A 14,224-nucleotide genomic window follows, 5' to 3' on the forward strand; every position below is an offset into this window, starting at 1 on the left:
ATACTCATTTTAAATAGGTTTGCGAAAAATCCCTTATTCAACTTACTGATTTTGATATAAGACGAAGCGAAGTTTGTGCTTAAAGTGATTCATTGTCAGGACATTGTTCGTTATGAACATTTATCGTTTTAATTTTATAATGAGATGTCATACTTCGTCTTTAAAATGAAAATGAAGTGGTATTTTTCCTTAAAGAAATTTATCGTACTTAAATAGTTACCAAAAATATTAATAAAAATGGAAACTTTTAAAAAATATTTCAGTGGAATCCTACCCTATTACACATAAAAAATCACATTTTAACAATCTACATACTGATAAATCACTGTATATGTGATAATAACATAAAATTATTTTATTACATATATATATTGCATTATTTATATTGTACTTAAATACAATGCATTACATATAATATTAAAAAAATATATTAATTTTGTAAAAATAATTTCAATTATATATACCAATTAGTAATAATATGTTATATCTTTGCATTGTGTAAGTTTTGGTTATTAAATTGTAAAATTCGTAGTTGCTCGTGAAAAGTCACGAGCACTTTTTTTTTAAAAAGTCCAACAGATCTTTGAAAGAGATCTTTCGAAAATATAAAATCAATTACATATAGTCATATTAAACAATGTAAAAATGTTTGGCACGGTATTTGATTTATAAAGAGTATATGAGTTTTGGTTATTAAATTGAGTAATGCCCGTGTTTTCGTCTTACACGGGCTTTTTTATTTTATGCCATTTCCTTCATGCCCTATCACTGTCCTCAGTAAAAGGAAATTAAAAAAGGTATTCGTCACAATTTACTTGATATATATCTTCTTATTGTAGACCCGCTGATTTAAAGATATACGACATACATATAGCCCGTTAGTCCACCGGTCGGTTGCGACTTCTTGTTGACCAAAAAATGTAGTTCTGTATAACATTTTACCTGTGATATCAAATATTTGCATTTCGCCTTTGGCAGAAATATCAGCCAAATCAACTTTTAGTTTTACTCCATCAAATATGATGGCAGGGCTAACATCAATATAGTCAACTGAAGAAGGACAATCTTTCATAATTGTACCCAATGACAATGCACAGGATTGACTTAAAGAATCTCTTATTTTGATCAGATATAGGCTGCCTCTATCAAAATCTTTCAGAATGACAGGCAAATCAGCATATCGAATGATGGTATCCGGTTTGCCCGAAATGGTCATGATAAAAAACGGGTGATTGTGATTGTATTCAAAGTTCAGCTTCACTCCATACTTTGCATTCGCACATGGGAGATATGTTATTTCAGGGTTGGACACGGTACATATCCTACAACAAATGGTATCAGGAAAAGAAAATGTAGCTGAACATAAAGAATCTTTGATATCCCTCAGATAAAAACGATATTTAGTGACACAATCTCCATTGAGCAATTTTGTGGAATACTGAGGTTGTCCGTAAGCAAATGTGTCAGGATGGAGACCATTGATGCTCATTGTAAAATGTGATGATGTGGCATTGTCAACATCAAATAAAAAATTTGCCCCAAAACTACCTTTACTATCGCATCCTGAAGCTTTTACTGAGAAGTTGTTGATTTTACACGGTGGTTTTTTTACACATTGGGTCTTGTAAAGAGTCTGTGCAGCACATTCATTGTTTTGTATATCCCGAATGCTAACCTTAATTTCTTGATTGTCAAGATTCCTGAGATACAATTTGACAGGCAAAAACTTGTAGGATTCACGGATGAGCAAAGTATCATTGACAGATACTGAAAAAGAGTCAGAAGTGCCCTTATGTTCAAATGATAAATTGAGATATTGTAAACCATCATCGTTACATTTTTCTGAAAACTTAATATCAGAAATGCTGCAAGGAATCACACAGCATGTATCCGATTTAAAGAATAGAGAAGTAGCACATAGACTCTTAAGATTATCCACCATCTTAATGGCAAATTGTTGGCCACATAGCTTTTTAGGAAGGTTTAATAAATATTCTTTTTCGCCATACTGGAATTGGCCAACCGGTTTGCCGTCCACATCCACTTTAAAACCGGAAACCCCTGGAAAAAAAGCTTTTAAACCTAAGCCGACGATGACCGAACTATCATTACAAAACAATGGAGCAATCTTGACATTCGAAATTTCGCAATTATACTTACATGTATCAACGACACCCAAAACATTTGAACCAAAGCAAAATGGATCTGCTTTATCAATAATAAGAAATTCATAATTTCTGTTATGGTGCATCTGGAGGTTCCTGACTGTCACCGGCAAGTCTCTGTAGGCAAATGTTCCATAATTTGTAGAGTTACCTCCTATCCTAAAGCTATCAGACGCAGCTTTGTGGTCAAAATTGATCATCACATTAAATGATTTCTTTTGGGTATCACAATCTATGACATCAGTCCTGACTTTGGTGATATTGCAAATACAAGGATTGGAAATAGTAACAGTATCGCAACATTTCTGATCATTGGCTGCGCAAACACTCACTGTATGAAAAGTATTGATGAAAGATGTTTTTAGCTGTTTTACTTGTTGTGTCAAACCCGATTTGGTAAAAGAACTGACTTTTTTATCATCATAGTAAAGATCAAATAAGTTGCCTGAAGCCACAGATAGCAAATCAAATTTGATGTCGTACTGAAAATCGTTGCAAGAACTGACATCAGTTTTATTAATTCTGATCTTACAAAAATCAGTACAGCAGGATTTACCTATATTTTTGTACAGAACACAGGATGTAGCTGTAGAATCTGTAACTGCAAATTCGTAAGGAGTATTACAATCAGCTTTTAGTGGTCCGATAGTCAGTGGAAGTGATCCATACTCAAAGTAACCATAGTTCCTGCCATTACCAGTCAAAAGGAATTTTTTTGAAGTTGCAGTATACTCAAAATCAAGCTTAACATAGAAGGTCCCACGCTGATCACAAGGCAAATTTATTACATTAAAATTTTTTAATATACATTGTCCTATTGAATCAGAGCAAATTAACAACAAACAACAAACAACAATAACTCTCATTATTATTCCCGGAAATTTCAGCTGCAAATTAACCAATTTATAATCAAATACCATTTATAATATCATAAAAGAATTTTAGTTTATACTCACCATCTTAAGAGATCATTGCTCACCTTCAAAACTTTCACATACACTTGGCTAAGACAAAGAAAAGCAGAAAATCTAAGGTTTTATTATAATGTCGTTTAGTTAAACCTAAAAATCTAAAATGATAATCTATTACTACTTCCAAATACTGTATTCTGACCTATGAAACAACATGACCATGCCGTCAGGTGTGCTGACGGTTCCTTCACTAAATTGAGCTCCCACTCAATTTTGCTGTCGCACCGTTCAGTCATGCACCATACTGTGTGCATCTATGCTGTAGTGGTGACTAATCGCTCTACCTTTATGCGGTTCTCAAGTGCTGATTTTCTTGTATTTGAAGCTCTCACTACGAATCTCATTATAGATATTTAGGTTAAAGTATTTTTACTTGTTTTTATCCATCCTAAATCCTTCCCTTAGAAGGGAAGGACTTCATAATATGACCTTAACCAAACGACATTGGGTTTTAATATGTAAACTTTGCCGCTATTCTTCAAATGATGACATTTCAAAGATGCACTTAGTTGATTTTTAGGTTTATGTACACTAACATAGAAGGAAGCTCTTTCCAAAACCAATTTTATTATGGTTGTAAAATGTGAAATTACTATTTTATTGCTTAATTTTGCTGAACCAAACCTTATGTTATTCCAATGGAATCCTGCAGAATCATAATATCACTTTGTTTTTGTTTAATTGTGGCAAGGACTCTGGAAGCGAGTATTTATTGTCCACCCGCCAAAACATTGACATGTCATGATGATGTCAAAAACCTTTCAGTGACCGGAAAAGCCACTACATCTGGATATCCTGCTACTTTAATAAGATATACAGATATTCATGCTACAAACAAATGTAATGTTGGGACCATCACACGAATCTGGTATATAGACACCAACCAGGACTACCTTTATCAGAGTTCTGAACCAAATTGCAGTCAGACAATCACTATATTTAGCTATGTTACCCCTATTACTGTCACTTTTCCTGATGATAAAATATATACTTGCAAAGAATCCATCACAAATGAAAAACCAAGCTGGATTGCCGGACCTTGTGATGTGATGGGCATACAGGTGTCTGATACAAAATTTGAAATCAACGGCGAATCATGTTACAAAATAGCACGTAAGTTCACTGTCATCAACTGGTGTGACTATACCGGAAATCCTGGTAGTCAGGGTATCTGGACTCATACTCAAAAAATCACCGTTCAGGAAAAGAATCCGCCAAAAATTCTGGATTGTGCCCACAAAGTGTTTGAACTGGAGAGTGATTGCCTGGCCAATGTTGTCTTGACCAATGCTGCTACAGATGATCCTGTATGTAAGTCTACTCATTTGAGTTGGATTGCAGAAGTTGATTTGTGGGCCAACGGCACTATAGATTACAAATTTGGATTTACTGAAACCGGAATTTATAAGATCGATCCTGTGGCTGATGGCTCTAACATTTCTATAATAATTCCTGAAAAACTCAGGGCAGGCAAACACAAGGTAAAATGGAGCGTAAAAGATCAGTGCGGAAATTTTTCTTCATGCAGTACTACTTTTGAGACCAAAGATAAAAAACCACCTGTACCATATATTCAGGATTTTATAACATCAGCATTTCAGGCATCAGGCATGCCTTTGATGGTACCAGCCAGGCTTTTTGACTCAGGATCTTTTGATAATTGCACCCAACAAAAATATCTCAGGTTTTCTTTTTCGGAAGATACAAAGGATACAATCAGAATAGTGGATTGCACCAATTCAGGTTTTCAGTTTTTCAATGTGTTCATATGGGATGAAGCCGGCAATTTTGAAATTGTAGATGTGTTTATGCTGGTGTTTGACAATGGATCTTGTCAAAGTGGTCGAACATTGGACGGAAGTGTCATTGAGTCAAACCATTCGCCCGTTAAAGATGCAAAAATCACACTTTCCAGACCTGACGCAACACAAATATCTGTCTTCTCTGATGCAAAAGGGAATTTCCGCTGGGATAATATTTCCATTTATGATGATTATAGTATTTCTGCTCAAAGTGACATCATAGAAGACTATCGAGTTGATATTGCCGATCTGCGCATGCTGCAGGATCATATTTTCGGCATCAGAGAACTTAAAAGTCATGAATGGCTTGCAGCAGATACTGACGATAATAATGCTGTAGGTGTCAATGATCTTACAGTCATCAAAGAACTGATAATAGATCCGTCTAAAGTAAAAGACTCAAGATGGAAATTCGGCTGGCATACGGATACTTTAATGACCAGAGATGAAATATTCAGTGCTGTACAACCAAGTATAAATATAAAACAAGTTAAAAGTAAATTACAATTTAAAGCCGTATACAAAGGAGATATTTCAGATGCTAACGAATTAAAAAGCACTGTCAGAAATAAGATTGACATGACTTCTGTGATCGATGGAAATCAGGTACACTATTTTATCTCAGAAGAAGCAAAAGTTTCAGGTATACAAATAACTTTTACACTTCCTGATGGCTTAACACATGAATCTTTATCATCTGCATATTCTGAAATAAAACAAAATAATTTTCATATCAATCATCAAACGAATGAAATTCTGATCCTTAATACATCAGATTTGGTTTTGACACCTGATAAGCCAATTTTTACTATCACATTTCCGGATGAAGCAAAAATGAAACCTGTCATGATTGCGCCAAATTCAAAACTGCTGGTAGATGGCTACCAAACAAGGACTATTTCTGAAAAATATGTGAATAAAAACATCAAAAATCTCTCTGTTTTTCCGAATCCAGGGCATCAATTATTCAGTATAAGCGGTGCTAAAAATGTTACCATCACCGGTATCTACGACATTACTGGCAAAAGCCTGGCTTTCCAGTATGAGGAAGATGCTTTCTATTTCTCAGGAGAACCAGGTCTATATTTTGTAAAAGTATTTGCAGGAAATGATTTTTACACTTTAAAACTTCTGAAGTTGTAAGTCAGTATTACACCAAACAGAATATTAATTGCGAAATTTGTAATCATAATTAATAAATTTACAATACATTATAATTTTTATTTCGCTTAAAAAATTTTCTATTCACTATAAGTGCCTGACAGTTGATAGAGTGGGAAGTTTATTTATTCCTGACAGAAAGATTTTCATAACTGTCTTTGAGCTTGAATTTTGTATACTTGACAACCTTGACCAATCAATAAAAAAAACAAAAAAAATAAATTCATGAAAGCCAGAATTCTTTTATTCGTATCAATTTTGTTGGTGATATTTTCCTGCAAAGACAGTGGTCCACACCCATCTGACATGGTTGGAATATACGATGTAAAAGCCAGACTAAAAGAAGGGACAATAGACAAAAAATCAGTGAAGGAAGAAATAAAATCTGCTATGGAAAAAGCCGGAGCCGATCTGAAAACAGCTAAAGATGATATAAAAAATGACTTTGATTTATCTTCTATTGACACTTCTACCATTGAAGGAAAACTTGAGTACGCCGCAAAAAACTTTGGTAAGTTAATGACTGAAACAGGTTTAGAATTGGGGGATATTACTGAAGAATTGGGTGCAGCCTTAGGTGGAATAGCCGAAAGTGGTATCGATTTTTCAGAAACTATGCTTAAAATGGTCCACTTACAGGTAGAACTACAGGCAGATGGTGATATCAAGGCTAAAAATTCCATTTTTAATATGGGACTATCTGATGCCAGATGGGAAATAAAAGGCAAAGATTTCGTGGTAATAAAACATGATAGTCAGCAAACGGAATCAATGAAAATATTGAAGAGAGATGATTCAGGATTTTCACTCGAAAAAGACAACCTTATTCTGGAATTTGTTAAAAAGAAGTAATAAATTTTTTCTCAAATCATTCGTAAATCAGATCAGATCATTCTGTATCGAGTAGTTCGTCCAAGAAATGTTTTGATTGTTTTTCTGCACTAAATTTTTTTAGATTGTATTCTTTGGATTGATTTCGAGGGATAGAAAGATATTCCCAAGTGCTACCTTTAAGTTGTTTACATTTTGAGACTATCTGCCCGCAATGGTAGCTGTAATGGCAAAGTTGTCTGATAATGGCGTCTGAAACCAATAGGCCTTCATTTCTGATGAAAACAGTTTTATCAAGATCGGTATCCTTTAGGGTTTGAAGGGTATCAAATAGTATTTTCCAACCTTCCTGCCATTTTTCAATCAATTCCTTAGTATCTTTGATGCCTGGTTCAAATTCCGCATCTCTGTTTCTCCATGGTTTTTCGCCGTCTTCAGTAAAAATATTGGTCCATCTGGATTTCATGTTCCTCACCATATGCTGGATGATGACAGCTATACTATTATCCTCAGCATTTTGCTGATGAAAGTACATATCATGGTCGCCCAACTGAGCCATAGCTTTGTCGGCAAGTTGTTTGTAATACTTAAATTGTTTAATGGATGATGACAACATATCAACGGTTTTCTTTGGAGATTAAACCACCCTTGAGATATATTGTTTATGAAAGCAAGATAATGAAATCTTACAAAATTGTAATATCTATTGTCACTTATCATTTTATAATCATACCTTGTGCTTGTATTTGCGAGATCTTAAGTATATATGTTTAAAGATTTATTTTTTCATTTCGGGAATTTTATACTATGGCAAGGCCAGATATATAAAAAACCAGAAAATCACATGATGTATTATAAAGAAACCATCCGCCAAATGTATGACATTGGAGTCGGTTCTTTACCAATTGTTTTTTTGATATCCATTTTTATAGGTGCGGTGACTTCTGTTCAGTTTTATTACCAAATGGCCGGCACATTGATTCCTGCTTACTATATTGGTTATATAGTGAGAGATATGACCATCATTGAATTAGCTCCGACCATCACTTGTTTGGTTTTGGCGGGAAAAGTAGGTAGCAATATGGCAGCTGAGCTGGGAGGAATGCGACAAAAGGAGCACATAGATGCTATGGAAATCATGGGTGTCAACACATCAGCATATCTTATTTTACCAAAAATTATTGCATCTGTACTAATGGTACCGGTTCTGGTTTGTGCCGCTGCTATGATATGTATCATGGGTGCTTATCTTTCAAGTGTTCCTACAGGCCTTTTTACGTCAGCAGAATTTATTAAAGGAGTCAGATCATTTTTTGTACCATACAATGTCTTTATGATGATGGTTAAAGCAGTAGTGTTCGGATATATTCTTACCAATGTATCTTGTTATCAGGGATATTTTGTAAAAGGTGGTAGTATCGAACTCGGAGAGGCCAGTACGCGAGCTGTGGTGTACAGCAATATATTGATACTACTTGCAGATTATGTAATAGCAATAGTACTTACAGCCTGAAAATATGATAAGAGCAGAAAAGATTTTTAAAAATTTTGGAGAACAGCAAGTACTCAAGGGTATTGACTTTACATTTGAAGCAGGAAAAACAAATCTCGTGATAGGTAAGAGCGGCTCAGGCAAAACAGTGTTGCTAAAGATCCTCGTTGGCTTATTTAAACCTACTTCAGGAAGCGTCTGGTACTCTGACACTAACTTGGTAACAGCAGACAAAAATGCTTTGAGAAGCCTTAGGATGCAGGTAGGCATGTTGTTTCAGGGAAATGCACTTTTTGATTCATTAACAATAGAAGAAAATATTAGGTTTCCTTTAGATATGTTCACCAGCAAATCACTCAAGGAAAAAACCGACCGTGTTAACTATTGTCTCGAAAGGGTAAGTCTTAGTGGCAACAATAAAAAATTTCCTTCCGAAATTTCAGGAGGCATGCAAAAAAGAGTGGGAATAGCAAGAGCAATTGTCCTCAATCCCAAGTACCTCTTTTGTGATGAACCAAATTCAGGCCTTGATCCACAGACATCAATCACCATTGATGAATTAATTCAGGATATTACAAAAGATTTTAATATGACCACGGTCATAAATACCCACGATATGAACTCTGTCATGGAGATCGGCGAGAATATATGTCTCATCGAAAAAGGACACCTCGCCTGGTCAGGAAGTAAGGATCAGGTTCTGGCTGATGAAAATGAAACTTTGCATGATTTCATATTTGCATCCCCATTTCTACAAAAACTTGTAGAAAGTATCAAAAAGTAGCATGCACTCCATTGTTTCTGACATTTGTCATCATCGGGTTTAACTCAGTTAGCAATTATTTTAAAATTACAAGACTGAGTCTACTTCAATTTATAGTAAGAGTTTTTAAATTTTTATTGCTTTACAATCTATATATTATGAACCTGACTTCAAAACAATCCTTATTTAGTGCACCTGCCCGGCTATTGCCATAGTTGGCAGGCAACTTTTGATCATCGAATGATAAACCAAAATTGGTGTATTATCATCTAATGTATATCTATTTACACTAACGTCAATTCATTTTTTCGCTCTCCGATTTGCTGACGCCACATAGCATAGTACAAACCTTTTTCTACCAGAAGTTCTTCATGTGTACCAGTCTCTATCACATGTCCTTTTTCAAGAACGTAAATTAAATCAGCGTGCATTATAGTTGAAAGACGATGTGCAATTAAAACCATAATGTGTTTTTTAGTTGATGCAATTTCTTTGATAGTATGGGTAATTTCTGTTTCAGTGATTGAATCCAAAGCAGAAGTAGCTTCATCAAAGACGATGAGTTTAGGGTTCCTGAGCAGTGCGCGCGCTATGGACAATCTTTGTTTTTCTCCACCCGAAATTTTGATACCACCCTCTCCTATTATGGAGTTTATACCGTTTTCACTTCTTGCCAAAAGATTTTGACAGGCTGTTTTTTGGAGCACATCCGAGATTTGATCATCTGTTGCACCAGGATTTACAAAGAGTAAGTTTTCTTTGATTGTACCCGAAAATAGCTGGGTATCCTGCGTAACAAAACCAATCTGTTTTCTAACTTCCTCAATATCCAGAACGGTTGAATCTAAACTGTTATAAAGTATATGTCCTTTTTCAGCGGAATATAAACCGACCAAAAGTTTTACCAATGTTGTTTTGCCAGAACCTGATGGTCCTACAAAAGCAATAGTTTGTCCCTTTTGAACATCGAAACTTATATCATTCAAAGCATAAGTGGCTCCTGACTTATGTTTGAATGATACCTTGTCAAAGGTAAAAGTTTCCAGCTCATTGATTTTTACTGGGTTTTCCGGTCGTTTTTCAATTGGAGTATTGAGGATGGTTTTAAAATTATTCAAAGATACTTCTGCTTCTCTATAGGACAAAATGACATTTCCCATTTCCTGCAATGGCCCAAAAATGAAAAAACTATAAAACTGCAAGGTCATTAATTGCCCAACACTGAGCTGGTCTTTAAAAATGAGAACAAGGAGAAAAAACATAATAGATTGGCGGAGAAAATTGACAAAAGTGCCTTGGACAAAGCTAATACTCCTGATACCTCTCACTTTTTTTAATTCCAATTGGAGGATTTTCATTGTGGATACATTGAGTCTTTTGATCTCCTGATTTGTCAAACCCAAACTCTTGACCAACTCAATATTTCTTAAACTTTCAGTAGTGGCACCGGCCAGGATATTGGTTTCTTTGACGATACTTTTTTGTATTATTTTGATCTTCTTGCTTAAAAAACTAGTCAGAAAAAAAAGTAAAAAAGATGCTGCAAAATATACAAATATGAGCCTGGGTTCAACGGAAAAGGCATAAATCATCACAAAAATGATCCCCACCAATGATGTAAAAAGAATATTGATACAATTGGAAATAAATTTTTCAGAATCTGATCTCACCTTTTGTAGTATGTTGAGTGTTTCTCCACTCCTTTGATCTTCAAACTGTTGAAAAGGAAGCTGTAATGAATGTTTTAACCCATCAGTATATACTCGGGCCCCAAATTGCTGAATGATAAGGTTGGTCACATAGTCCTGAAAAGCCTTGGCGATGCGACTGACCATAGCTACTCCTATACCAGCTAATATTAGTAATCCTACTCCGGAAATAAATGCATCCTGAGAATAAGAATGTGGCTTTGAAGCAAATTTATCGATGATTTTGCCAAAAATATAAGGGTCAAGAAGAGAAAAGACCTGATTAATTCCTGCCAGCAACAAAGCAAGAAGAATAAGTAGTTTATAATTTTTCAGATATTGGAAAAACAAAGCCATAGGGTCATTTTTATTATTGGATATTGTTTGATACCCAAACAATCAGATCAAGATATATCATTTGAAAGCAAAAAGTGTTGCCAATAGTATAATATAAGAGATTTTTAACTAAATTGTTTATTTCAAAATTTTAAAGAGATGAGTGTACCATAGTTTGCCGGAGATGTATAATACATGTTCAGATTATCCTTTAGTTTAATTTTCCTTTGTACTGCAAATGTATTTTCTTCAAAAAAAAAATTTGAATATTGCTAAGAATACATACTTTTGTCACTATATGCTTTTATTATAAAAATAAAATTCCAATCATGAAACAATCCATATTTTCAAAGTTAATCCTAAGTGCGGTCTTTTTAATACCATTTTACGTGTTCAGCCAAGAGAGGGTGATGAGCTACAATATGGAGGTCACTACACAGAATCAGGTTACCATCAAGGGAAATTTGATACAATATACAGCAACTACCGGTACTCAGCCGGTTTGGGGTGAAGATGGCAAAGAAATAGCGTATTGCCATTATACATATTACAAACGTAATGGGGTGAAATCATATGATGAACGACCATTGCTGATCTCTTTCAATGGTGGACCTGGATCAGCTTCAGTATGGATGCATCTGGCTTACACTGGTCCGAGAATTCTTAAAATAGATGACGAAGGATATCCTGTACAACCTTATGGATTTAAGGAAAACCCACATTCTTTGTTAGATGTCTGCGACATTGTTTATGTAAACCCTGTAAATACCGGCTACTCCAGGACAATCCCCCTCACAGGCAAAGATGTGGACAAAAGCAAATTTTTCGGAATTAATGCTGATATAAAATATCTTGCGGACTGGATCACAACCTTTATAAGCAGAAACAACAGATGGCCATCACCAAAATATCTCATAGGCGAAAGTTATGGCGGTACAAGAGTTGCGGGACTTGCTCTTGAATTGCAAAACAGACAATGGATGTATCTCAATGGTGTCATTATGGTCTCTCCTGCAGACTACAAAGTATTGAGAGTGGACAATCCTGTGAGTGATGCCCTAAATATACCTTATTTTGCTGCAACTGCATGGCACCATAAGATGCTGCCATCTGAGCTTCAAGCCAAAGATCTTGATGATTTTCTACCTGAAGTAGAAAAATTTGCAATTGATGAGTTAGTACCTGTTTTGGTGAGAGGTGGATTTGTAGATCAACAAAAAATAGCAGAAATGGCTAAAAAAATGGCTAGATATACTGGTCTTTCGGAATCGGACTATCTTGAAAACAACCTGACAGTGTCAACTTCATATTTCTGGAAACATCTCCTAAAAGATAATCAAGGTTTTAATGTGGGCCGACTCGACTCCAGGTATCTTGGTATAGACAGAAAACTCAGTGGTGATGCTCCCGACTACAGCGCAGAATTGACATCATGGCTTCACTCATTTACTCCCGCCATCAACCACTATTTCAGGACGGAACTCAATCTTAAAACCGATGTCAAATACATGATGTTTGGAGATGTTCACCCCTGGAATAATGAAAATGATAATACGCGTGACAATCTAAGGCAGGCAATGGCTCAGAATCCTTATCTCAAAGTGATGTTTCAATCTGGATATTATGATGGAGCTACTACATATTTTAATGCTAAATATACTATGTGGCAACTTGATCCAAGCGGCAAGCTTAAAGAAAGATTATCATTCAAGGGGTACCGCAGCGGTCACATGATGTATCTGAGAAAAGAAGATCTTGCAAAATCAACAGATGATATAAGGGAATTTATCAAAAATAGCATTTCCAATGGCAAGTCAGCTAAATACTGAAATCCCTGTATGACGGAAATATCCTTACACATGTGACCAAAAGAAGAATAACGGTGAATAAAAAAACCTGTTCATCTTGAAGAGCATTTTTTTATTTCCAAGATAAATGAATGTATCCCAAAATTACACTTTATCTATTGGGTATTGTATCTAAGGCCAAGGAAATGATCAAAATATACAGATGAGAATTTATTTTTCTAAAGGCGATGGTACTCATGTCTTTAAAATAAAAATATTTCTCTCGTCATAATAAAGACGATAAATGTTAATGATGATAAATTTCCTGATTTTAAATCACTTTAAAGACAAGTTTCGTGTTACCGCTTTGGGTATACATAAACTTCGTCCTTACGAAAAAATGAATGCAATAGTAGATGAGTTTTTATTCTTCGGAAACCAATAAATTTAGAGTATAAAAAGGTGAAATATTGAATTGTTGAAGGCATCCTGATTTAACACTTATCAAACATCCTGTGGTGAGATAATAAATTAAATTATACACCGCATATCCACGACGAAAAATCAAAGGATAATCATAATCTCACCCTTTGCTGTAAAAGTAAACAAACCCAAATTTGGGTAAAATCAATATCCAAAGTTGTAAAATTACTTTATCTTATATACTCATACTCACCCAATGACCGAATATATCCATTTACTGTCCTTTACGTATCTCTTTTAAAGCTTACCTTTGCGGTGTAAATAGTAAGATATGTCTACAAAATATGTCTTTTTACTTTTGGCACATCCATATCCTCGATTTGGCGGGACCAGATCATGCATTGCATGAAGCGATAAACTTTGGGACCGAATTTGTCATCGAATATTGTACAGTGGGTCAGCAAGTGACTACCACGAGTGGTCTTCCTTTAGGTCAAATGACTCATTATTCAAAAGTAAGTCTAGACAAAGGAGATTATCTGATGATTCCGGGTTCAGACTATGATTTTTTTTTGCAAAATCGATCTAATTCCGATTGATAAGAATTTTTAAGAAGCATAAGAAGCACCACTAACTTCTTGACAGTGAAGAACTTAACCCTACTGAAGGCTTTTTTAATACCGTCCTTAGAACGGAATTCAAATTGCTCGTCGTCGAACTCATGGGCTATATGTTTTAAAAATGTTAACCGATAATCAAAAATTTGTTGTACTTTTGGTAGGAAATACTCCTTTATATATTGCAA

General features: G+C 35.0%; 10 protein-coding genes. 6 read left to right on the forward strand and 4 right to left on the reverse strand.

Translation table 11 applies throughout. From position 1 onward, the window contains the following. Positions 1-811 precede the first annotated feature (811 nt). Both IPK35_13385 and IPK35_13390 read right to left on the reverse strand, forming a co-directional pair. Positions 812-2,869, reverse strand: coding sequence for a T9SS type A sorting domain-containing protein (locus IPK35_13385; GenBank protein MBK8054227.1), 2,058 nt, complete (start codon positions 2,867-2,869; stop codon positions 812-814). A gap of 365 nt (positions 2,870-3,234) precedes the next feature. Continuing rightward, positions 3,235-3,372: a hypothetical protein gene (locus IPK35_13390; protein ID MBK8054228.1), complete on the reverse strand. Its 138-nt coding sequence runs from the start codon at positions 3,370-3,372 to the stop codon at positions 3,235-3,237. A 447-nt stretch (positions 3,373-3,819) separates the two neighbouring features. Here IPK35_13390 and IPK35_13395 point away from each other — a divergent pair, with 447 nt between their 5' ends. Further along, positions 3,820-6,081, forward strand: coding sequence for a T9SS type A sorting domain-containing protein (locus IPK35_13395; GenBank protein MBK8054229.1), 2,262 nt, complete (start codon positions 3,820-3,822; stop codon positions 6,079-6,081). Positions 6,082-6,324: 243 nt separating this feature from the next. Further along, on the forward strand, positions 6,325-6,951 hold the full coding sequence (locus tag IPK35_13400; protein ID MBK8054230.1) for a hypothetical protein: 627 nt from the start codon (positions 6,325-6,327) through the stop codon (positions 6,949-6,951). A 37-nt stretch (positions 6,952-6,988) separates the two neighbouring features. On the opposite strand, the gene IPK35_13405 is transcribed toward IPK35_13400, so the two are convergent. Then, positions 6,989-7,546 carry a DUF1572 family protein gene (locus tag IPK35_13405; protein MBK8054231.1) on the reverse strand — a complete coding sequence of 186 codons (558 nt, stop codon included), beginning with the start codon at positions 7,544-7,546 and terminating at the stop codon, positions 6,989-6,991. A 150-nt stretch (positions 7,547-7,696) separates the two neighbouring features. On the opposite strand from IPK35_13405, the gene IPK35_13410 reads away from it, so the two are divergent. After that, entirely contained in the window at positions 7,697-8,443 is a 747-nt protein-coding gene (locus IPK35_13410; GenBank protein MBK8054232.1) for an ABC transporter permease, read from the forward strand. A gap of 4 nt (positions 8,444-8,447) precedes the next feature. Next, positions 8,448-9,206 carry an ATP-binding cassette domain-containing protein gene (locus tag IPK35_13415; protein MBK8054233.1) on the forward strand — a complete coding sequence of 253 codons (759 nt, stop codon included), beginning with the start codon at positions 8,448-8,450 and terminating at the stop codon, positions 9,204-9,206. A 263-nt stretch (positions 9,207-9,469) separates the two neighbouring features. Here the strand turns inward: IPK35_13415 and IPK35_13420 are convergent, their stop codons facing one another. Next, a complete protein-coding gene (locus IPK35_13420; GenBank protein MBK8054234.1) occupies positions 9,470-11,230 on the reverse strand; it encodes an ABC transporter ATP-binding protein in 1,761 nt (586 codons plus the stop codon). 308 nt (positions 11,231-11,538) lie between these two features. Between IPK35_13420 and IPK35_13425 the strand changes: the two genes are divergently transcribed. Further along, on the forward strand, positions 11,539-13,038 hold the full coding sequence (locus IPK35_13425) for a carboxypeptidase (GenBank protein MBK8054235.1): 1,500 nt from the start codon (positions 11,539-11,541) through the stop codon (positions 13,036-13,038). 725 nt (positions 13,039-13,763) lie between these two features. Next, complete coding sequence (locus IPK35_13430) at positions 13,764-14,018, forward strand: hypothetical protein (GenBank protein MBK8054236.1); 255 nt, start codon at positions 13,764-13,766, stop codon at positions 14,016-14,018. Positions 14,019-14,224: the final 206 nt, after the last annotated feature.

The sequence above is a fragment of the Saprospiraceae bacterium genome (assembly GCA_016713025.1).
Classification (GTDB): Bacteria; Bacteroidota; Bacteroidia; order Chitinophagales; family Saprospiraceae; genus OLB9.